We start from the raw sequence: 20,253 nt of genomic DNA on the forward strand, positions 1-20,253 counted from the left end.
ATCATCATGGATCCTCCGCCCCTCCGGCCCCTCCCGTACGCTGGCGCAGTGAGCTGGCGACGAGCGCTTAAGGACACCGCGCGCTCGGGGCTCGCCGTGGAGAAGACACGGCTCGAACCTCTCGTCGCGGTGCGCGGAGCGGTGGGCCTCGCGATCGTGATCGCGGTGAGCCTGTGGGCCTTCGGTCCGGCCGCCGCCGCGAGTTCGGCGTTCGGCGCGTTCCAGGCGGCGATCGCCACGTTCCAGCGCAGCTGGCGCCCCCGCCCCGAACTGGCCCTCGCCTCCGGTACGAGCCTCGCCGTCTCCACCTTCCTCGGCTACCTGACGATCTCCCAGGAACCACTCTTCCTCGCACTGCTGGTGGTGTGGACGTTCGCCGCGGGGATGAGCTGGGCCGCGGGCCCGACCATCGGCCTGATCGCGTCCTCGAACGTGGCGATCATGCTCGTGACGGTGACCCTGCCGACCTCCGTCGCCCAGGCCGCGGGCCACGCCGCGATGATGATCGTGGGCGGTGTCGTCCAGGCCGCGCTGATCGTGCTTTTCCCCGTACGCCGCTGGGGCGCCCATCGTGACGCTCTCGCCGACGCCCTGGCCGCCGAGGCGGACTACGCACGCCGGCTGCGCCACGATCCCCTCGCGTCCTTCGATCCGCTGCCCCTGATGGAGGCGCGCAACGCGGCCGCCGTCACACCCCGCCAGGCCCGCCGCCGCCCCGCCGAACTGCACGGCGCCCGGGGCATCGCCGAGCGCATCCGCCCGGTACTCGCCTCCCTGGCCGACCCCGCGATGGGCGTACCGGCGGAGGGGCACGCCCGCGACCGCGTCCGTGAACTGCTCGCCGCCGCCGGCGCCGTCCTCGACGTGGCGGCCCACTCGATCCGCCGGGGCGAGCCCGTGACCGTCCCGGGCGCGGCCCTGGCCACCTTCCGTACCCCGGACACCGGGAGCATTCTCACCGGCCGCCCCTACCGCGCGGCGTCCCGCCTCAACACCCTCCTCCAGGACGTGCTGGAAACGGCGGGCGGCAGCCCACCGAAGGGCAGTGACCGGACCCCGGCCGTCGGCATCGCCCCGGTCACCCCGGTCGCCCCGTCCCACCGCCCCCGCAGCCGCAGCCGCCCCACCCTGCTCGCCCTGATCCCCACCGCGCTCAAGGCCATGCGCAAGGAACTCCGCAGGGGCTCCCCGATCACCCGGCACGCCACGCGGGTGTCCGCGGTCGCCGCCGCCGGATACGTCCTCGGCACCGCGCTGCCCCTCGGCCACGGCTACTGGGCCCCGCTGACCTCGGTCATGGTCATGCGCCCGGACTTCTCACAGACGTACAGCCGGGCGGTGGCCCGGCTCGGCGGCACCGTCGTCGGCGTGGCCGTGGCCACGGCAGTGGTGCGGCTCGCGGACCCGGGCACGTACCTCTCCGGCGCCCTCGCAGTGGTGAGCGCCGCGCTCATGTACCTACTGATGCGTACGGGCCAGTTCGCCGCCCAGGGCTGCATCGCCGCGTACGTCGTCTTCCTGCTCGGCATGGGCGGCGAACAGTGGACGCAGACCGTGCCCGAGCGTGTCCTGCTCACCCTGCTCGGCGGACTGCTGGCGATGATCGCGTACGCCGTCTACCCGGCGTGGGAGACCCCGCGCCTGCGTACCCGCCTCGCGGACTGGCTGGCGACGCAGGGCCGTTACGCGGCCGTGGTCTTCGACGCCTACGCCGACCCGGCGCTCAGGAACGCCCCGGACGTCCGTGCGGCCCTGCTCGCCGCGCGTACCGCCCGGGCGGCCTGGCACACCGCCGTGGCCCGTGCCACCGCCGAGCCGGTCCGCCACCGCGGCCTCTCCCGGACCGCCGCCGACGACGCCGAGGACGCGCTCGGCCGGCTGGGCCGCGTCGCCATGCTCCTGGAGGCCCATCTTCCGGAACGCGGCGCGACACCGGTCCCGGCAGCCGCCGGTCTCGCCGAGGCTCTGCGCGAGTCCACGCAGCAGGGCGCGAAGGGCATCCGCGAGCGCCGGGTGCCGGGCTGGGACGCGGTACGGGCTGCCGTGGAGGCCTGGGAGACGGGGCCGCCGGACGCGGAGGAAGTCTCCCTCGTCCCCTCCAACGACACGTTCGTGGGCGGCGCGGCACGTCTCGTCCTCGATGCGCTGACCGAGTTGTCCGAGGCCCTCGACACCGCCGTACCGCCCATGACGCTCGACGGGACGTCGGCGGGCGCGGAGCCGGTCACGGAGGCGGGCACTGCGACGGGCACGGAGACGGACGGTGTCAGGAACCCAGGCTCGCCGTAGGCAGGCCGGGCGGCAGGCCCTCGCCCTCGGACCTGGTGTACGTCTCCGAGCCGAAGCCGTCCCAGGTGACCTTCAGGGTGGTGGAGTTGACGGAGTCCACCATGCCCTCGGCCCGGTCCTTGTTCCCGTCGGTGCACTTCAGCGTGATCATCCGCATGCCCGAGGTCTTGCCGGCGGTGCCGCTGCAGACGGATCCGCTCGTCGAGAACAGGCCCGCCTGCTTGCCGGTGAACACCAGGGCCACGGCCTTGCCGCCCTTGGTGGTCAGCCAGTTGCCGTCCAGCTCGTCGGCGTCGGCGTCGGCGTCCGCGGACTTGGTGGGTGCGGCGCTCGTAGTGGACGACGGGTCCTTGCCACCGTCACTGTCGCCGCCGCCGTCGCTGCTGCAGCCCGTCGTCAGGGCGAGCGCGACTGTCAGCCCTGCGGCTGCGGCCGCGATGCGCGTGTGCTTGCGCGTGCGCGTGCGCGGGAAGGTCGCCGAAGTCACTGAAGCCTCCAGGGGTCTGGCCGGACGGGTCCAACCGCTGCAAGTTACCAGCAGTAGGCGTATCGGTCCGCCGGCGCGGGCCGGTGGGGGCGCCCCGCGCCCCTTCAGCCCCCTGGCGGGGCGACGCGGGTTTGTTGGTGCGGCCCCGGTGGGGGTTGGCCGCGCAGTTCCCCGCGCCCCTGAAGGCCCCTGGCGGGGCGGGGCGGGTTCGCCGGTGCGGGCCCGGTGGGGGCTGGTCGCGCAGTTCCCCGCGCCCCTGACGGGGCCCAGGGCTGGACCTCCCTTGCCTGGCCCCCACCGACCCGCCTTCAAGGGGCGCGGGGAACTGCGCACCCTGGCCCGCCCCCATCGGCCCGCAGCCGAAGTGAAGCCCCGCAGGCCCCGCAGGGCACGCAGGCCCCGCCCCCCAATAACCCCCTACCAGGAAGACTTCCGAACCCCCGGCAGGAAGCCGCGATGCGCCAGCACCCGCAGGTTCACCCGGGAGACCCCGAACGCCCGCACATACCCCCGCGGACGCCCATCCACCCCGTCCCGGTTACGCACCCGCACAGCCGCGGCATCCCGCGGCTGCCGCCCCAACTCCCGCCCGGCGGCCAGCCGTTCCGCCTCCGTCGAGGACGGACGGCGCACGATCTCCTTCAGCTCGGCCCGCCGCACGGCGTACCGCGCCACCACCGCCCGCCGCGCCTCGTTCTTCGCGATCTTGCTCTTCTTGGCCATCAGACCCTCACCCCGCGGGCCCGGATCCGGGCCACCGAGGCCTCGACGCCGATGACGTCGACCGTCTTGATGCCCTTGGTGCTCAGCTTCAGCCGTACGTAACGGCCCTCGCCCGGCAACCAGTACCGCTTGCTCTGGATGTTCGGGTCGAAGCGGCGCGACGTGCGCCGGTGTGAGTGGGAGATGGAGTTGCCGAAGCCCGGCCGGGTCCCGGTCAGCATGCAGTGCGCGGACATGTGAGTGACGTACCTCTCTGTCGCTTCAGGCTTTTCGTTATTGGCAATGGGAGTCGTTTTCATATACTAGCCACATGGCACGCAACGAACTACGCCCGGTCGTCAAACTCCGGTCCACGGCCGGGACCGGCTACACATACGTCACCCGCAAGAACCGCCGCAACGACCCCGACCGGATGACCCTGCGCAAGTACGACCCGGTCGCAGGCCGGCACGTCGACTTCCGAGAGGAGCGCTGAGCGTCATGCGCGAGGGAATCCACCCGGCGTACGGGCCCGTCGTCTTCCGGGACCGGGCCGCGAACCACGCCTTCCTGACCGGCTCGACCATGACGAGCGAGAAGACGATCGACTGGGAGGACGGCAACACGTACCCGGTCGTCGACGTCGAGATCTCGAACGTGAGCCACCCCTTCTATACGGGGACCGCCCGCGTACTGGACACGGCCGGCCGTGTCGAGCGCTTCGAACGCCGCTTCGGCAAGCGCGACGGCAACGGCGACGGCAGGCGCGACGGCAGGCGTGTTGCTCCCGGTGACGACCAGAGCGGGGAGCGCTGATGCTGTCCGTCGCCGTCGTCGGCGGGCTGCACGCCGACGCGCGCGGGCAGGCGGTGGAGCGGCTGCTCGCCGACGTACCGGGCGCGGTGGCGCTGCACCACGACCTCGCGACGGCCGCGAAGGGCACCGTGGTACGGACCGTCCGCGACCGCACCGGCATCGTCTCGGCCGGTGAGGCGCCGCTGGTCAACGACTGCGCGTGCTGCGCCCTGCGCGAGGACCTGGTCCCGGAGCTGGAGCGGCTCGCGGCGGACGGCGTGACCCGTCTCGCGATCGTCGAGCTCTGGGACTCGGTCGAGCCGAAGGCGATGGCCGAGGTGGTCGCGAGCGCCGGACTCCGTCTCACGGGCGTCATCACCGCGGTCGACCCCGCGCTGGTGCTCCCGTACCTCGGCAACGGCGACGACCTCGCCGACGCGGGCCTCGCCGCCGCCGCGACCGACCAGCGCACCATCGCCGACACCTTCGCCCGCCAGCTGGAGTACGCCCCGGTCCTGGCCCTCGCCGACTCGGCGGAGGCCGACGACGAGGACCGTGCCCTGCTGGCCCAACTCCACCCGACCGCCCGCCGGGTCCCGATCGACCCCTCCACGCTCGACCCCTCCACGCTCGGCCCCTCCGCGCACGCCCCCTCGCCCCTGGCCACCGCCGCCCTCGCCGGCTTCGACGTGGAGTCGGCCGCCGCGGCCCAGCATCCGGCCTGCGCGCTGCTGCCGGCCGAGGCGGACGAGTGCGGGGTCTCCACGCTCGTGTGGCACCGGAGCAGGCCCTTCCACCCGGAGCGGCTCTACGCGGCCCTGGAGGAACTGGCCTGCGCCGCCGCGCGCAGCCGGGGCCGGTTCTGGCTCGCGGACCGGCCCGACACCCTGCTGCACTGGGACGCGGCAGGCGGCGCCCTGTGCGTGGAGAGCGCCGGACCCTGGATGGCGTCCCTGCCCGACGCGGCCTGGGACATGGTGCCGCCGGTGCGCCGGGCCGCCGCCGCGCTCGACTGGCACCCCGAGCACGGTGACTGCTGCCAGCACCTCGTCTTCACCTCGCCGGGCCTGGACCGCGACGGGCTCGAACTGCTCCTGGAGTCCTGCCTGCTGACCGACGTGGAGTACGCCGCCGGCCGCACCGCCTGGAAACGGCTCCCGCCCGCCTTCGACACCCTCCTGGAGGTCTGACCCCATGGCCCGTGACGCCCGTGACGCCCGTGATGCCAGTGGCGCCCGTGGCACCCGTAACGCCCGAAGCGCCGACCGCAAGCCGTCGTCGTCCCGTCCCAACCCGTTGGACGCGGCGAAGATCACGTACATCGACTACAAGGACACGGACCTTCTGCGCAGGTTCCTCTCCGACCGCGGGAAGATTCGCAGTCGCAGGGTCACCCGTGTCTCCGCCCGGCAGCAGCGGCGGCTGGCCCGCGCGATCAAGAACGCCCGTGAGATGGCTCTGCTGCCCTACGCGTCGCGCTAATCCCGGCCGCCGCGGCGCTCCCACCGGTTTCGGGAGGCCCCTGAAGCCTCCTGCTCCCCAAGTCCCCCAAGGTCCCCCTGGTCTCCTGGGCCTCGACCGCACCCGCCTGCCCGACGGCCCCGCCCCGCCCGTTCAAACTTCGGACGGGGCGGGGTCATGTCGGAACAGGAACGGCCCGGCGTGCGTCTCTTCCATGGGCAGGGCGCGGAGTTGGAACGATTCGGGCTTCGCGACCGTCAAACCTGTAACCAGGAGACCACCCCCCGTGCACGTGCATATGCCCATGCATCTGCATGTGAAGACAGCTATGATCCGGGGCAGTTGACCACTGCATCTATGGCAACAGACACCAATGCACCACCGGGGAGCGACCTGTGGACCACGACGTGTACAACGGCATGGCTGCCACGGAGCTGCACGAGGCGGCCTGGCAGAAGAGCCTGCACAGCAACTCGCAGGGGTCCTGCGTGGAGTTCGCCCGGCTGCCCGGCGGCGAGGTGGCCGTGCGCAACTCGCGCTTCCCCGACGGCCCGGCCCTCGTCTACACCCGCGCGGAGATCGAGGCCATGCTCCTGGGCATCAAGGACGGCGAGTTCGACCATCTGATAGCGGGCTGACGCCGCCGGCTGTCAGGGGGTGCGTAAGGCAGGGTGTGTAAGCAGGGGCGCTTAGAGGTGTACCGGCGTGTATACGGCCTTCGGGCCGTGCGCCCCGCGGCACGAAGGCGGCGCCCGACGGCCCCGGGAGCCCCGGTGGCCCGTAACGCGCGTAGAACCGCGGCGCGAAAAAAGCGCCGCGGTTCATCACGCGGAAGGCCCCAGGCGGAACAGCGCCCACACGACCTTGCCGTTGAGCGTGTTGGCGAGCGGGTGCCATCCCCAGCCGTCGGCGAAGGACTCGACCAGGAACAGGCCCCGTCCCGACTCCGCCGAGAAGTCGTCGGAGTCGCCCGCGACCGGGCTGTCGTGGCTGGGGTCGCGCACCGCGCACACCAGTCTCTCGGTCCACCGCATCAGGTGCAGCCGCACGGGCGGGTCCTGGTCGGCGGATCGGGGGGTGTCCGCGGGCAGCGCGTGCCGCAGCGCGTTGGTGACGAGTTCCGAGACGACCAGGCAGACGTCGTCGAAGCGGTTGCCCACGTCCCACTGGTCGAGCGTGCGGCGGGTGAACTGCCGTGCGTCGCGCACCGCTTCGTAACGCGGCGGGAGGGCGCAGGAGGCGGCGTTGGAGACGGCCGCCGGGTCCAGTGGCGGAAGCCCCTGCCTTAACGGCTCCAGCATGGTCGATCCATTCGTCCCCATGCGAGGCACTCCCGGGGTTCGCGGTCGTTGCGATGCAGCGGTGGCGCTAGACCATCGTTCCGTCTGCGTTCAGCAGATGCAAGGGCAGATGCACGTGCACGCGCCCGAATTGGACCTTCCCATACCGCTTCTTGGTGCTTTTTTCCGCCACCTATCCGTCACATTTCTCGGTCTGGCTTGTCTTCTCCTTGTCGTTTCCTGTGTAACTCCCCTGAAAGCTTGCCGTTTCTGTAACCGAACGAGTACTGCTTGAAGTGTTTTAGTGGCAGACTGCGGCCCTTGAAGACGGGTTGGGGAGGCTGGCGAACGTGAGCGCGCAGGAGTCGGGATCGGTGGTACGGCGCATGCTGCTCGGCTCACATCTGAGGCGGCTGCGCGAATCGCGTGGGATCACCCGGGAGAAGGCCGGCTACTCGATCCGAGCCTCCGAATCGAAGATCAGCCGTATGGAGTTGGGTCGGGTGAGCTTCAAGACGCGAGACGTCGAGGATCTGCTGACGCTCTACGGGATCGCCGACGAGGCGGAGCGCAAGTCACTGCTGTCGCTCGCCAAGGAGGCCAACGTCGCGGGCTGGTGGCACAGTTACTCCGACGTCCTGCCCAGCTGGTTCCCGACCTATGTCGGTCTGGAGGGCGCCGCGGCCCTGATCCGCTCGTACGAGGTGCAGTTCGTGCACGGTCTGCTGCAGACCGAGGCGTACGCGCACGCGGTCGTCACCCGGGGCATGAGAGGCGCGAGCGCAGCCGACATCGAGCGGCGCGTGGCGCTGCGCCTGGAGCGCCAGAAGTACCTCGTGGCGGAGAGCGCGCCCGAGTTCCACGTGGTGCTGGACGAGGCCGCGCTGCGGCGGCCGTACGGCGACCGGAACGTGATGCGCGGGCAGCTCCAGCACCTCATCGACATCTCCCAGCGCCCCAACGTACGGCTCCAGGTCATGCCGTTCAGCTTCGGCGGGCACGCGGGGGAGAGCGGGGCCTTCACGGTGCTCAGCTTCCCCGAGTCCGATCTGTCGGACGTGGTCTACCTGGAACAGCTCACCAGCGCGCTGTATCTGGACAAGCGCGAGGACGTCGCCCAGTACGAGAAGGCGATGAAGGAGCTCCAGCAGGACAGTCCGGGCCCCGACGAGAGCCGCGATTTGCTCCGAGGACTGCTCCAACTCAGTTGAAACACCCGTACGATGACATGTGATCAGACCGTGAAGATGCATGGGCTGTTGCCTCGGGCAGCAAGGGATTGAGGGATCACATGTCGTCGTCCTACTTCACCGACCTGGCTCAGCAGTACATCGACGGCCGATGGCGTCCGGGTACCGGGTCCTGGGACATCATCGACTTCAATCCGTACGACGGTGAGAAGCTGGCCTCGATCACGATAGCCACGGTCGACGAGGTGGACGAGGCCTACCGGGCCGCGGCCCGCGCCCAGAAGGAATGGGCGGCGACGAACCCGTACGCGCGGCGGGCCGTGTTCGAGAAGGCGCTGCGGATCGTCGAGGAGCGCGAGCAGGAGATCGCCGAGGTGATCGTCGCGGAGCTCGGCGGCACCCGGCTGAAGGCCGGCTTCGAACTGCACCTCGCCAAGGAGTTCCTGCGCGAGTCGGTCAACCTGGCGCTGCGCCCCGAGGGCAAGATCATCCCCTCGCCCGGCGACACCAAGGAGAACCGCCTCTACCTCGTCCCGGTCGGCGTCGTCGGTGTGATCAGCCCCTTCAACTTCCCGTTCCTGCTGTCGCTGAAGTCCGTGGCGCCCGCCCTGGCCCTCGGCAACGGCGTGGTCCTCAAGCCGCACCAGAACACCCCGATCGTGGGCGGTTCCCTGGTCGCGAAGATCTTCGAGGACGCGGGTCTGCCGGCCGGCCTGCTCAACGTCGTGATCACCGACATCGCGGAGATCGGCGACGCCTTCCTGGAGCACCCGGTCCCGAAGGTCATCTCCTTCACCGGGTCCGACAAGGTCGGCCGCCATGTCGCGACCGTCTGCGCCGCGCACTTCAAGCGCTCGATCCTCGAACTGGGCGGCAACAGCGCCCTGGTGGTCCTGGACGACGCGGATGTCGACTACGCCGTGGACGCGGCGGTCTTCAGCCGGTTCGTGCACCAGGGCCAGGTCTGCATGGCCGCGAACCGCATCCTCGTGGACCGCTCGGTCGAGACGGAGTTCACCGAGAAGTTCGTGGCCAAGGTGAAGTCCCTCAAGGTCGGCGACCCGAGCGACCCGGAGACCGTCATCGGCCCGGTCATCAACTCCTCGCAGGCGGACGCGCTCTCGTCCGTGGTGGGTCAGGCGCTCGCCGAGGGCGCGACCGCCCTGGTGCGGGGCACGACCACCGACAACCTCGTCGAGCCGACCGTGCTGACCGGTCTGCCCGCCGAGTCCGACATCCTCCGGCAGGAGATCTTCGGCCCCGTCGCGCTCCTCGTGCCGTTCGACGGCGAGGAGGAGGCGGTACGGATCGTCAACGACACCCCGTACGGGCTGAGCGGCGCCGTGCACACCGCCGACGTCGAGCGCGGTGTCTCCTTCGCCAAGCGGATCGACACGGGCATGTTCCACGTGAACGACGGCACCGTGCACGACGAGCCGCTGGTCGCCTTCGGCGGCGAGAAGTCCTCGGGCGTGGGCCGGCTGAACGGCGAGGCCACGGTCGAGGCGTTCACCACCCAGAAGTGGATCTCGGTCCAGCACGGCCGCAGCCTCTTCCCGTTCTGAGCGGTACCGAGCCGAGAGGTTCGCGCCGGGTCCCGGTGGGCCCGGCGCCCGGGGCGGACCGCGGCGTCCTACGCTTGACCGCATGTCAGCGATCCGCCTCCTCGTCCTCGGCGCCGTACGTCAGCACGGCCGGGCCCACGGCTACCAGGTGCGCAACGACCTGGAGTACTGGGGCGCGCACGAGTGGTCCAACGCCAAGCCGGGCTCGATCTACCACGCGCTCAAGCAGATGGCGAAGCAGGGAATGCTGATCGCCCACGAGATCGCGCCCTCCACGGTCGGCGGTCCGCCGCGCACGGAGTACGAGATCACGGAGAAGGGCACGGAGGAGTACCTCACCCTCCTGCGCGAGTCCCTGACCTCGTACGACCAGAAGCCGGACGTCCTCTCCGCGGCGCTCGGCTTCGTGGTGGACCTCGGCCGCGAGGAGGCGCTCGAACTCCTGGAGGAGCGGGTGCGGGGCATCGAGGAGTGGCGCACGGCCGTCACCGAGCACTATGTGCCGGACGACGGGCCCGGCCAGCTCGGCCACATCGGCGAGATCATGAACTTCTGGGTGCACTCCGCCGACAGCGGCGCCGAGTGGACCCGCGGTCTGATCCAGCGGATCAAGGGCGGCGCGTACACCTTCGCGGGCGAGGGCGAGCCCTTCGTGGGGGTGCTCTCGGAGGGCGAGGCGAACCCGTACGGCACGGGCGCGGCGTCTCCCGGTTGAACTAGCCCTTCAGGTGGCTGATGAAGACCGCCCAGGCGGGGGCGGCGACGACCAGGGCGGGGGCCTCGGGGCGTTTGCTGTCGCGGACGGGGGTGAGGGGGTAGTGGTTGACGGCCACTTCTACGCAGTTGCCGCCGTCCGCGTTGCTGTAGCTGGACTTCCGCCAGGCGGCTTCGCTGAGGTCGAGTCGGGGCGTTCGCATGATGGGCTGGCCTCCAGGATCTTTCGGATCAGTGCCACGGATTCGCGTGGCGAGAGCGCCGAGTCTCGCAGCAAATCGTATGACAGGCGGAGTTGTTCGACATCCGCCGGATCCTCGACGAGGTCTCCGGAGTAGGCGCTCTCGGTATAGGCGATGTTGCGGCCGCCTGGTAGCCACAGCAACGTCAGTGATCCACCGAGAAGGTGCTGTAGACCAGCGGAGAAAGGCAACACTTGCAGCGTGACGCTCGGGAGTTCTGCCGTTTTCAACAGGTGCGCAAGCTGCTCGCTCCACGCGGTGGCATCGCTGAGCGGACGTCGTACGGCGGACTCGTCCAACACGGCACGGAACTCGACGGCGCCCTCGCCATGTAGCAGGGCTTGGCGGTCCAGGCGCGTGATGACCTGTGCGTCGAGTTCGTTCTCGTCCGCAGGACGGGCAGTACGCAACTGTTCGCGGGCGTAGCCCTCGGTCTGCAACAGGCCGGGAATCGTGGAGCTTGCGTACTCGTACCGCATGGTCGCTTCCCTCTCGCGTTCCATGAAGTGCCGGTACTTGTCCTTGATGCCGTCCGCGCGAGCCAGTACCCACAGGTGAACGAGGTGCTCACCGGTCCCGTGGACCTTGTCCAGTGCCTCCATGACGTCGGGCGACCCCAGCTTCACCCCCGTCTCCAGCTTGTGCAGATACGTGCGGTCGTACGTCGTGTCCGCCGCGAGGTCGCTCAGCGACTTGCCGGATTTCTCGCGCAGCCGCGCCAGTTCCGCGGCCAGCACCATCCGTGCTGACCCGTTGTGATGGCTACCCCGGTTCTGGTTCGGCTTCCGTGGTGGCATTGTCGGTCCCCCTCCATGGCCCTGACGTGCGGGTCTACGCCTCTCCACTACCGACCGTAGCCCCCAGTCGGTCACGCTGTGAGCGTATTCGGCAACTCCGGGTAATCGAAGGGGAATCGAATGAACGAGACGGACCAGGCCAAGGGATGGCGCATCGACCGCATCCCCGGCAAGCGGGTGACGGCGGTTCACCAGGGCGTACGGCTGCCGCTCTGGCTGCTGCACGACGGCAAACACAAGGGCGATGCCCATGTGCGGCTCAGCGTGGTCGAGGCGGAGCAACTGCACGCCGAGCTGTCCTACGCGCTCGATGAGGACGAGGCACCGGCGTACGGTCCGGCGGCCCCCTGATTCCGGCGACAGGCGGGGAGTGGGCCGTGAAGCTCAGGCCCACTCCCCGCCTGGACTCAGTGATGGAAGCCGGTGGCAGCCTCCCTGTCCCTCGTCACCGGCCGCGACTGGCAGCGCAGTTCGGGCAGGAGACGCTGCAGGTCCTCCAGGAACAGCTGGGCGAGGTCCGAGGAGAAGCCGTTGCGGCACACCACCCGCAGCACGGACAGGTCCTCGCGATCGGCCGGGAAGGTGTACGCGGGCAGCAGCCAGCCCCGCTCCCGCATGCGCCGGGACACGTCGAAGACGTCGAACGCCGTGACGTCCGGGGCGGTGGTGAACGCGAACACCGGCAGCTGGTCACCCCGGGTGAGCAGCCGGAACTCGTCGAGGGCCCCGATCTGTTCCGCGAGCCCCATGGCGACGTCCCGGGTCGTTTGCTGGACGGCCCGGTAGCCCTCCCGGCCCAGCCGCAGGAAGGTGTAGTACTGCGCCACCACCTGGGCCCCGGGGCGGGAGAAGTTGAGCGCGAAGGTCGGCATGTCGCCGCCCAGATAGTTCACACGGAAGACCAGGTCCTCCGGCAGCTCGGCGGCCGAGCGCCACAGCGCCCAGCCGACACCCGGGTAGACCAGCCCGTACTTGTGCCCCGAGGTGTTGATGGAGGCGACCCGCGGCAGCCGGAAGTCCCAGAGCAGGTCCTCGTCCACGAAGGGCGCCACCATCGCGCCGGAGGCCCCGTCCACGTGGACGGGGATGTCCAGGCCGGTGCGCTCCTGCAACTGGTCCAGCGCGGCGCAGAGTTCGGCGATCGGCTCGTACGACCCGTCGAAGGTGGAGCCGAGGACGCCGACGACCCCGATGGTGTTCTCGTCGCACAGCTCGGCGGCGGCCCGCGGGTCGAGGTGGAAGCGGTCGCCCTCCATGGGCACCTGGCGGGCCTCGACCTCCCAGAAGTTGCAGAACTTGTCCCAGCAGACCTGCACGTTGACGCCCATGACGAGGTTCGGGCGGGCCCCCGGATACCGGTCCGCGTTGCGCTTGGTCCAGCGGCGCTTGAGCGCCAGGCCGGCGAGCATGCACGCCTCGCTCGACCCGGTCGTCGAGCACCCGACGGCGGCGGCCGGATCCGGCGCGTTCCACAGATCGGCGAGCATCGCCACGCACCTGCGCTCCAGCTCGGCCGTGCGCGGGTACTCGTCCTTGTCGATCATGTTCTTGTCCCGGCACTCGCCGAGCAGTACGTCGGCCTGCGGCTCCATCCAGGTGGTGACGAAGGTCGCGAGGTTGAGCCGGGAATTGCCGTCCAGCATCAGCTCGTCGTGGACCAATTGATAGGCGGTGGAGGGAGCCAGCGGCCCGTCGGGCAGCCGGTGCTGGGGCGGGGCCTCGGTCATGCCGTCGACCGGATTCGCCTCCCCGTAGAAGGGGTTGACGGTCGAGGGGTGCTCGTCGGACTTCGCGGGGCCTTTGTGGAGCGCCATGATGCCTCCGGTCGTCTGGGTGGGGTCGAGGGGGTCGAGGGGGTCGAAGGGGTTGAGGGGGTCCAGGGCTCCATGGTGGGTCACGCTCTCGCCAAAAGCGGGTAAAACCGACATCGCGCGGGGCGGCTTTCCGGCTTGCACCTCACGTGGCGTGAGGCGTCAGCCTGGACCGCGTACCGAAAAGGCCGAGAACGGCCGAGAAAGAGGGAGCGGAGGCCATGAGCCACCCCGTGGGACAGGTCGCCGGTTTCGCCGGAGTGACGGTGCGGACGCTGCACCACTACGACGAGATCGGACTGCTCGTACCGAGCGGTCGCAGCCACGCGGGCCACCGGCGCTACAGCGACGCCGATCTCGACCGGCTGCAGCAGATCCTGTTCTACCGGGAGCTGGGGTTCCCGCTCGACGAGGTCGCGGCCCTGCTCGACGATCCGACGGCGGACCCGCGCGCGCAACTGCGCCGCCGGCACGACCTGCTCACCGCCCGGATCGAGAAGCTGCGGAAGATGGCCACGGCCGTGGAGCACGCCATGGAGGCACACACGATGGGCATCGAGCTCACACCCGAGGAAAAATTCGAGGTCTTCGGCGGCAAGGACCCCGAGGAACACGCCGAGGAGGCCGGGAGCCGCTGGGGCGGTACGGAGGCGTACGCCGAGTCGCAGCGCCGGGCCGCCCGCTACGGCAAGGACGACTGGAAGCGCATGCAGGCCGAGGTCGCCGCCTGGGGCGGGCGCTACGACGCTCTCATGGCGTCCGGCGAGCCCGCCACGGGGGAGCCCGCCATGGACCTGGCCGAGGAACACCGGCAGCACATCACCCGCTGGTTCTACGCGTGCTCGTACGACATCCATCGGGGGCTCGGCGAGATGTACGTGTCCGACGAACGGTTCAAGGCGTTCTACGACTCCATGCGCCCGGGGCTCGCCGAGCATCTCAGGGACGCGATCACGGCGAACGCGACGCGGCGCGCATGACGGCTCGGTAATGGCTGGGTAAGGGGCGCCCGCAATGGCGGGCGCCCCTTACCCAAGGGTCGCGCTGTTTCTCTGCCGTCCGTCCCCCGGCCGGCTAATCCTTGACCATCACCACGGCCGTGCCGTACGCGCACACCTCCGTGCCCACGTCCTGTGCGTCCGTCACGTCGAAGCGGAACATCAGCACGCCGTTGGCGCCCCGTGCCCGTGCCTGCTCGACGAGCCGTTCCATGGCCTGGTTGCGGGTCTCCACCAAGGTCTTCGTGAGGCCCTTCAGCTCGCCGCCGATCATCGACTTCAGCCCCGCGCCGATCTGGCTGCCCAGATGCCTGGAGCGGACGGTCAGCCCGAAGACCTCTCCGATGACCTGCTCGACCCGGTAGCCGGGTACGTCGTTCGTCGTCACGACCAGCACGTCGGGCCGGGGACCCTGGCCCCCGCCGTATTCTTCGATACCCATGGCTCACAGCTTTGTCCCAGTCGGGGCACAGTGCATCCTGTAGGAGCCGGTGGAACCTGGTCCCGTCGTGGCACGTTGATAACTTTGGTCGGCCACACCTTCGCCCGCCGCCGCATCCACCACCCTCAGGAGCCCGGAAACGTGACGACGCTTGCCCTTGGCCCAAGCTGGTTGGATCCGGACTACCTGCTGGACTCGTTCGGTATCTGGGGCCTGCTCCTGATCGTCTTCGCCGAGTCGGGCCTGCTCATCGGCTTCTTCCTGCCGGGTGACTCACTGCTGTTCACGGCGGGCATGCTGATCACCGCCGGCACCCTGGACTTCCCGCTGTGGGGCGCCATCGCGCTGATCTGTCTCGCCGCGATCCTCGGCGACCAGGCGGGCTACATGTTCGGCAAGAAGGTCGGCCCGTCGCTCTTCACCCGGCCGGACTCCCGCCTCTTCAAGCAGGAGAACGTCGTCAAGGCGCACGAGTTCTTCGAGAAGTACGGCCCGAAGTCGCTGGTGCTGGCCCGCTTCGTGCCCATCGTGCGCACGTTCACGCCGATCATCGCCGGCGTCAGCGGCATGAAGTACCGCTCGTTCCTGATCTTCAACGTGATCGGCGGCGTCCTGTGGGGCGCGGGCGTCACGGCGCTCGGTTCCTGGCTCGGCAGCATCGAGTTCGTCCACAAGAACATCGAGCCGATCCTGCTCCTGATCGTCTTCATCTCGGTGGTCCCGATCGCCATCGAGTTCCTGCGCGCCCGCGGAAAGTCCAAGAAGAACGCGGCGAACGGGTCGCAGACCGAGCCCGACGCCGGTCACGCCCCGCAGGCGGGCCCCGTCATGGACGACCGCACGGCCCAGCTCCGCCAGATCCCGCAGCCCCACCAGAACGGCTACGACCAGCAGCAGTACGGCCGGCAGCAGTACGGCCAGGACCAGGGCTACGGCGACCAGGGCGGCCAGCAGTACGACCAGTACGACCAGTACGGCAACCAGAACCAGAACCAGAACCAGAACCAGGATCAGAACCAGGGCTACTACCAGCAGCAGCCGTACGGCCAGGACCAGAACTACGGCCGGCAGCAGTGGCAGTACCCCGAGGACCAGCAGCAGTACCAGCAGGGCGAGCAGCAGTACCAGCAGGGCCAGCAGCAGTACCCGTACGGCCAGGAGCACGGCCGCAACTGACGGCGCCCTGAAAGGGGCGCGGGGAACTGCGCGACAAGCCCCCACCGGCGGTCAGTCACACAGCGACGGCCGCCACCCCACCCGTCAGAACCCCCTGGTCCGCTTCGCAGCCCGCCGCGCACCAGCGGCAGCCCCCGGCAACCGCAGGAACAGCCGCGAGATCTCGGACCCCAGGTTCATCCCGATCGCGATGGCCATCGCGAGGGCCGCGGCCTTGGAGAGCTGCACAAGGCCCTGGTCGACGTCGTTCTGGGCGATGGCGAGCAGCCCGAAGTACGTGGCGGAGCCGGGCAGCAGCGGCCCGATGGCGGCGGTCGTGTACGGCAGCGCGGAGGCGAACCGGTAGCGCGACATGAGCTGTCCGAAGAGCCCCACCAGACCGGCGGCCACCGCCGTCGAGGCGACCGGCGAGATCTCGCCCGCGTAGTGCATCGCGCCGTACACGCTCCACGCGACCCCGCCGTTGAGGGTCACGATCAGCACGGTCGACCGTTCCTGCTGGAGCAGTACCGCGAAGGCGAGCGTCAGGAGCATCGACGCGCCGATCTGCCACAGCGGCCGGTTCGTGGACAGCAGGGCCGCGTCCGGGTTGAGCTGGGCGCCCAGCGTCACGCCGAAGTACAGGATCACCAGGACGCCGATGACGATGCCGACGTAGAAGTACATGACTTCCAGGAGACGGGCCGACGCGGTGATGTAGTAGCCGGTCAGTCCGTCCTGCACACCCGCCACGAGCGCCCGTCCGGGCAGCAGCGCGAACAGCCCACCGGTGATCACCGCGGACGCCCGTACGTCGACGTGCGCGATCGTGAGCGCGGCGCCCAGCGCGGCGGCCGGCATCGCGGCCACCGTGAACTGGTAGAACTCCGGCAGCCCGCGCCCGGCGCACAGCCACGCCAGCCGGTCGCCCAGCATCGCGCCGACGACCGCCGCGACGAACACGATGATGTCACCGCCGACGAGCACGGAGGCCGCGCCCGCGAGCAGCCCGGTGGCGAGGGTCAGCACCCAGCCGCTGTACGGGTGCCGGTTGCGGCGGATCTCCGCGAGCCGCCGGTAGGCCTCCTCAAGGGAGACCTCGGTCTCGTCGTCGCTGATGTCGTCGACGAGCTGGTACACGGCCGCGAGACGTGTGTAGTCGGTGCCCCGGCGCCGCACGGTCCGCGACGCGGTCACCGGATCGTCGACCAGCGAGGGCTGGTACGAGATCGACAGCAGGGTGAAGGTGACGTTCGGCTCGCAGCGGTCGAGGCCGTAGGAGCGGCAGACGGCGAACATCGCCGCGTCCACGTCCTCGGCGCCCTCTCCGCCCGCGAGCAGCAGCTCGCCGACGCGCAGGGTCAGGTCGAGGACGCGCGGCACGGCGGGCCCCTCGTCCTCCGACTTCTGCACGGTCTCGGGTACGGGCCGGTCGGCGACCGGCATGCGCAGCATCGTGCGCATCCGGTCCTGCCAGGGGGCGTCCTTGGTGAGGTCGACCCGCGGTATGCCCGCCGGGGGCGTGAAGGCGGGCGGCGCGTCCCTGGAGCTGTACGTCCTCGGCATGCTGAACGCCGACCCCTCGGGGGGATCGGCGACGGGCGTCTGCGGGACGCCGTAGCCCTTGGGCAGCGCGAACTCGGACGTCGTCGAGGACTCCTCCTCGACCGGCGGGGCCTGTGTCACCACACCGCTCGGCGGAACGAAGGCGCTGCGTGCCTCGTCCGACTGCGGCTTGCGGTCCTCGGCGTCCGATTCCGTCACGCACCACTCCTGGTTCGCACGTCCAGTACGCCCCAGTATGCGCACTGATACACAAACGGGCCGCGCGACCCGGTCGGGGTCACGCGGCCCGCAGGAGACAGGGAGATCAGTGACCGCCCGCGTCCTTGGCGCGCTTGTAAGAACGCTCGATCTCGGCCTCGGCGTCCGTGCGGCCGACCCAGTTGGCGCCCTCGACGGACTTGCCCGGCTCCAGGTCCTTGTAGACCTCGAAGAAGTGCTGGATCTCCAGACGGTCGAACTCCGACACGTGGTGGATGTCCCGCAGGTGCTCCACGCGCGGGTCGTGCGCGGGAACGCACAGCAGCTTGTCGTCGCCGCCGGCCTCGTCCGTCATACGGAACATGCCGATCGTGCGGCACTGGATGAGGCAACCGGGGAAGGTCGGCTCGTCCAGGATGACCAGCGCGTCCAGCGGGTCGCCGTCCTCGCCGAGGGTGTTCTCGACGAAGCCGTAGTCGGCCGGGTAGCTGGTCGAGGTGAAGAGGCGACGGTCCAGACGGATCCGACCGGTCTCGTGGTCCACCTCGTACTTGTTCCGTGAACCCTTCGGAATCTCGATCGTGACGTCGAACTCCACCGGTGGCTCCTCCATGATCAACACATAGTTCTGGTGGTTAAGTGTCCCTCACGCAGGTGTGTGATCGCGAAAGGGGCTGGTGGTCGTGCCGGAGCTGAGGGCTTGGCGGGCCGCGAGACCGCGCGTGGTGCGGGTCGCACGATCCGTCGGACCGCGACTCGTCCGGGCGGCGGCGGCCGTGAAGCCCCCGCTCGTACGGGCGGCGGAAGTGGTGAAACCACCGCTCGTCCGGGCGACGGAAGCCGTGAAACCGCTGGTCAAGCGGCCGTCCACCGTGCAGTTCACCACGGGCGCCGCCACTCTCGGACTCGTCGTGGCGGCCACCGTGGTCACCGCGGCCGGGCCCTGGGACTCCACGGGCCAGCGTACGGCGGAGCGCGACTGGGCCGCATCGCGGGAGCGCGCAGGTGGCGCAGATCACGGCTCGGTGTCCGGTACGTCCGGCAAGGAACCGGCGCCCGCGCCGAGCGCCGTGTCCGTGCTCGCGGGCCTCGGCGGCTCCGTGGACTCCGTGGGCTCCGTGCCCTCGCCCACGGAGAAGGCCCTGAGCGGCGTCCTGGGGCCGCTGCTCGACGACCCCGCGCTCGGCACCGACCGCGCGGGCGTCGTCGTCGACATGGCAACCGGCAAGCGGCTGTACGGCAAGGGTGCGGACGATCCGCTGACCCCGGCCTCCACCACGAAGATCGCCACGGCCGTGGCGGCGCTCACCGCGGCCGGCCCGGAGCACCGCATCGCGACCCGGGCGGTCCTGGAACCCGGCACCGAGGAAGTCGTCCTCGTCGGCGGCGGCGATCCCACGCTGACCGCCCGCAAGGACGCGGACGGCAACGCGAGCCTGCGTGACCTCGCCGACGACACGGCCCGCGCACTCAAGTCCCGCGAGACCGGCAAGACCGGCAAGACCGGCAAGACCGACAAAGGCGGCAAAGGTGGCAAGGGTGGCAAGGCCGCCGAGGTGACGCTCTCGTACGACACCTCGCTGTACGCGGGCTCCGCCGTGCACCCCATCGGCGCCGGCAACACCAACCTCGCCCCGGTCACCGCCCTGATGGCCGACGAGGGCCGCCTCGACGACTCCTCCAGCGGCCCCGCGGACCGCAGCGACGACCCGGCGGCCGACGCGGCCGAGAAGTTCGCCGACCTCCTCCACGAGCGGGGCATCAGGACCACGGTCCCCGGCACCTCGAAGGCGTCCGCCCGCGCCAAGACCCTCGCCACCGTCAAGTCGCCGCCCCTGTCCGCACTCGTCGAACGCATGCTGACCAGCAGCGACAACGACATCGCCGAGGCCCTCGCCCGTCAGACCGCCCTCGCCGCGGGCGAACCGGCGAGCTTCAAGGGCGGCGGCGCGGCGACCCACGAGCAGCTGAAGAAGCTCGGGCTGCCGCTCAAGGGGGCGAAGTTCGCGGACGGCAGCGGGCTGGACCGCGCGGACAAACTCACCGCGGACCTGCTCACGGCCCTGCTGGCCGAGGCGGCCGACCAGGACCGCCCCGAACTGCGCCCGGTCCTCACGGGCCTGCCCGTCGCCGGCTTCACCGGCACCCTCAGCAAGCGTTACGAGGGGCGGCCCGGCACCGGTCTCGTACGCGCCAAGACCGGCACCCTGACCGGCGTGCACACCCTCGCGGGCACGGTCGTCGACACCGACGGCCGCCTCCTGGCCTTCGCGTTCCTCACCGAGTCCGACCCGCCCACGGACGCGACCACCACCCAGCAGGGCCTGGACACCCTGGCCTCCACGCTGGCGACCTGCGGCTGCGACTAGCTCCGCACCGCGCCCCGTGAAAACGCGCCTGCGGGCCGGTGGGGGCAGGCGGCGCAGTTCCCCGCGCCCCTAAAAACCGGCAAGCCGCCCACAGCCACGCCCCCAAAGGGGCGCGGGGAACAGCGCGCCCAGCCACGACGGACCGCCCCCTCAAGGGGCGCGGGGAACTGCGCGCCCAGCCACGGCGGACCC

General features: G+C 70.3%; 22 protein-coding genes and 1 pseudogene. 13 read left to right on the forward strand and 10 right to left on the reverse strand.

Going from position 1 to position 20,253, the window contains the following annotated elements; translation table 11 throughout:
- The first annotated feature begins 48 nt into the window (after window positions 1-48).
- Window positions 49-2,289, forward strand: a complete 2,241-nt coding sequence (locus tag ACH4DZ_RS15870; protein WP_398287650.1) for an FUSC family protein — start codon at window positions 49-51, stop codon at window positions 2,287-2,289.
- On the opposite strand, the gene ACH4DZ_RS15875 is transcribed toward ACH4DZ_RS15870, so the two are convergent.
- The 3 genes from ACH4DZ_RS15875 to rpmB all read right to left on the reverse strand — a co-directional run bounded on the left by ACH4DZ_RS15875 (window position 2,267) and on the right by rpmB (window position 3,735).
- Window positions 2,267-2,776 (reverse strand): hypothetical protein, encoded by a 510-nt coding sequence (locus ACH4DZ_RS15875; RefSeq protein WP_398287651.1) that lies wholly within the window; start codon window positions 2,774-2,776, stop codon window positions 2,267-2,269. The two genes, ACH4DZ_RS15870 and ACH4DZ_RS15875, sit on opposite strands and share 23 nt — an antisense overlap.
- 417 nt (window positions 2,777-3,193) lie before the next feature.
- Window positions 3,194-3,499 (reverse strand): 30S ribosomal protein S14, encoded by a 306-nt coding sequence (gene rpsN / locus ACH4DZ_RS15880; RefSeq protein ID WP_398287653.1) that lies wholly within the window; start codon window positions 3,497-3,499, stop codon window positions 3,194-3,196.
- A complete protein-coding gene (rpmB, locus tag ACH4DZ_RS15885; RefSeq protein WP_398287654.1) occupies window positions 3,499-3,735 on the reverse strand; it encodes a 50S ribosomal protein L28 in 237 nt (78 codons plus the stop codon). Before rpmB ends, rpsN begins: the two co-directional genes overlap by 1 nt.
- A gap of 74 nt (window positions 3,736-3,809) precedes the next feature.
- Here rpmB and rpmG point away from each other — a divergent pair, with 74 nt between their 5' ends.
- From rpmG to ACH4DZ_RS15910, 5 genes and pseudogenes are all read left to right on the forward strand, one after another.
- Window positions 3,810-3,974 carry a 50S ribosomal protein L33 gene (gene rpmG / locus ACH4DZ_RS15890; RefSeq protein ID WP_055610751.1) on the forward strand — a complete coding sequence of 55 codons (165 nt, stop codon included), beginning with the start codon at window positions 3,810-3,812 and terminating at the stop codon, window positions 3,972-3,974.
- A 5-nt stretch (window positions 3,975-3,979) separates the two neighbouring features.
- Window positions 3,980-4,222, forward strand: a pseudogene (locus ACH4DZ_RS15895) (type B 50S ribosomal protein L31); the annotation flags it as partial.
- Between the two features lie 71 nt (window positions 4,223-4,293).
- Window positions 4,294-5,463 (forward strand): GTP-binding protein, encoded by a 1,170-nt coding sequence (locus tag ACH4DZ_RS15900; protein WP_398287655.1) that lies wholly within the window; start codon window positions 4,294-4,296, stop codon window positions 5,461-5,463.
- Between the two features lie 4 nt (window positions 5,464-5,467).
- Entirely contained in the window at window positions 5,468-5,755 is a 288-nt protein-coding gene (rpsR, locus tag ACH4DZ_RS15905; RefSeq protein ID WP_398287656.1) for a 30S ribosomal protein S18, read from the forward strand.
- Window positions 5,756-6,129: 374 nt separating this feature from the next.
- The gene (locus tag ACH4DZ_RS15910) at window positions 6,130-6,372 is read left to right on the forward strand and encodes a DUF397 domain-containing protein (protein WP_398287657.1); all 243 of its coding nucleotides are present in this window, start codon (window positions 6,130-6,132) and stop codon (window positions 6,370-6,372) included.
- Between the two features lie 186 nt (window positions 6,373-6,558).
- Here ACH4DZ_RS15910 and ACH4DZ_RS15915 read toward each other — a convergent pair whose 3' ends face one another.
- Window positions 6,559-7,056: an ATP-binding protein gene (locus tag ACH4DZ_RS15915; protein ID WP_248778615.1), complete on the reverse strand. Its 498-nt coding sequence runs from the start codon at window positions 7,054-7,056 to the stop codon at window positions 6,559-6,561.
- Between the two features lie 344 nt (window positions 7,057-7,400).
- On the opposite strand from ACH4DZ_RS15915, the gene ACH4DZ_RS15920 reads away from it, so the two are divergent.
- From ACH4DZ_RS15920 to ACH4DZ_RS15930, 3 genes are all read left to right on the forward strand, one after another.
- Window positions 7,401-8,225, forward strand: a complete 825-nt coding sequence (locus ACH4DZ_RS15920) for a helix-turn-helix domain-containing protein (RefSeq protein WP_398287764.1) — start codon at window positions 7,401-7,403, stop codon at window positions 8,223-8,225.
- 80 nt (window positions 8,226-8,305) lie between these two features.
- On the forward strand, window positions 8,306-9,769 hold the full coding sequence (locus tag ACH4DZ_RS15925; RefSeq protein WP_398287658.1) for an aldehyde dehydrogenase family protein: 1,464 nt from the start codon (window positions 8,306-8,308) through the stop codon (window positions 9,767-9,769).
- 82 nt (window positions 9,770-9,851) lie between these two features.
- Window positions 9,852-10,484, forward strand: a complete 633-nt coding sequence (locus ACH4DZ_RS15930; RefSeq protein ID WP_398287659.1) for a PadR family transcriptional regulator — start codon at window positions 9,852-9,854, stop codon at window positions 10,482-10,484.
- A gap of 1 nt (window position 10,485) precedes the next feature.
- Here the strand turns inward: ACH4DZ_RS15930 and ACH4DZ_RS15935 are convergent, their stop codons facing one another.
- Window positions 10,486-10,602 carry a DUF397 domain-containing protein gene (locus tag ACH4DZ_RS15935; RefSeq protein WP_398287660.1) on the reverse strand — a complete coding sequence of 39 codons (117 nt, stop codon included), beginning with the start codon at window positions 10,600-10,602 and terminating at the stop codon, window positions 10,486-10,488.
- 2 nt (window positions 10,603-10,604) lie between these two features.
- Window positions 10,605-11,465, reverse strand: a complete 861-nt coding sequence (locus ACH4DZ_RS15940) for a helix-turn-helix domain-containing protein (protein WP_398287661.1) — start codon at window positions 11,463-11,465, stop codon at window positions 10,605-10,607.
- Between the two features lie 177 nt (window positions 11,466-11,642).
- Here ACH4DZ_RS15940 and ACH4DZ_RS15945 point away from each other — a divergent pair, with 177 nt between their 5' ends.
- The gene (locus ACH4DZ_RS15945) at window positions 11,643-11,873 is read left to right on the forward strand and encodes a hypothetical protein (RefSeq protein WP_398287662.1); all 231 of its coding nucleotides are present in this window, start codon (window positions 11,643-11,645) and stop codon (window positions 11,871-11,873) included.
- Window positions 11,874-11,929: 56 nt separating this feature from the next.
- Here the strand turns inward: ACH4DZ_RS15945 and ACH4DZ_RS15950 are convergent, their stop codons facing one another.
- Window positions 11,930-13,336 (reverse strand): glutamate decarboxylase, encoded by a 1,407-nt coding sequence (locus tag ACH4DZ_RS15950; protein ID WP_398287765.1) that lies wholly within the window; start codon window positions 13,334-13,336, stop codon window positions 11,930-11,932.
- Window positions 13,337-13,554: 218 nt separating this feature from the next.
- Here ACH4DZ_RS15950 and ACH4DZ_RS15955 point away from each other — a divergent pair, with 218 nt between their 5' ends.
- Window positions 13,555-14,313: a MerR family transcriptional regulator gene (locus ACH4DZ_RS15955; RefSeq protein ID WP_398287663.1), complete on the forward strand. Its 759-nt coding sequence runs from the start codon at window positions 13,555-13,557 to the stop codon at window positions 14,311-14,313.
- A 94-nt stretch (window positions 14,314-14,407) separates the two neighbouring features.
- Here the strand turns inward: ACH4DZ_RS15955 and ACH4DZ_RS15960 are convergent, their stop codons facing one another.
- On the reverse strand, window positions 14,408-14,773 hold the full coding sequence (locus ACH4DZ_RS15960; RefSeq protein WP_398287664.1) for a YbjQ family protein: 366 nt from the start codon (window positions 14,771-14,773) through the stop codon (window positions 14,408-14,410).
- Between the two features lie 141 nt (window positions 14,774-14,914).
- On the opposite strand from ACH4DZ_RS15960, the gene ACH4DZ_RS15965 reads away from it, so the two are divergent.
- The gene (locus ACH4DZ_RS15965; RefSeq protein ID WP_398287666.1) at window positions 14,915-15,949 is read left to right on the forward strand and encodes a DedA family protein; all 1,035 of its coding nucleotides are present in this window, start codon (window positions 14,915-14,917) and stop codon (window positions 15,947-15,949) included.
- Between the two features lie 84 nt (window positions 15,950-16,033).
- Here ACH4DZ_RS15965 and ACH4DZ_RS15970 read toward each other — a convergent pair whose 3' ends face one another.
- Window positions 16,034-17,692, reverse strand: a complete 1,659-nt coding sequence (locus tag ACH4DZ_RS15970; RefSeq protein WP_398287667.1) for a threonine/serine exporter ThrE family protein — start codon at window positions 17,690-17,692, stop codon at window positions 16,034-16,036.
- A 106-nt stretch (window positions 17,693-17,798) separates the two neighbouring features.
- On the reverse strand, window positions 17,799-18,290 hold the full coding sequence (locus tag ACH4DZ_RS15975) for an inorganic diphosphatase (RefSeq protein ID WP_107018199.1): 492 nt from the start codon (window positions 18,288-18,290) through the stop codon (window positions 17,799-17,801).
- Window positions 18,291-18,369: 79 nt separating this feature from the next.
- On the opposite strand from ACH4DZ_RS15975, the gene dacB reads away from it, so the two are divergent.
- Window positions 18,370-20,061, forward strand: coding sequence for a D-alanyl-D-alanine carboxypeptidase/D-alanyl-D-alanine-endopeptidase (gene dacB, locus ACH4DZ_RS15980; RefSeq protein WP_398287668.1), 1,692 nt, complete (start codon window positions 18,370-18,372; stop codon window positions 20,059-20,061).
- Window positions 20,062-20,253: the final 192 nt, after the last annotated feature.

The sequence above is a fragment of the Streptomyces sp. NPDC017991 genome (assembly GCF_044328075.1).
Classification (GTDB): domain Bacteria; phylum Actinomycetota; class Actinomycetes; order Streptomycetales; family Streptomycetaceae; genus Streptomyces.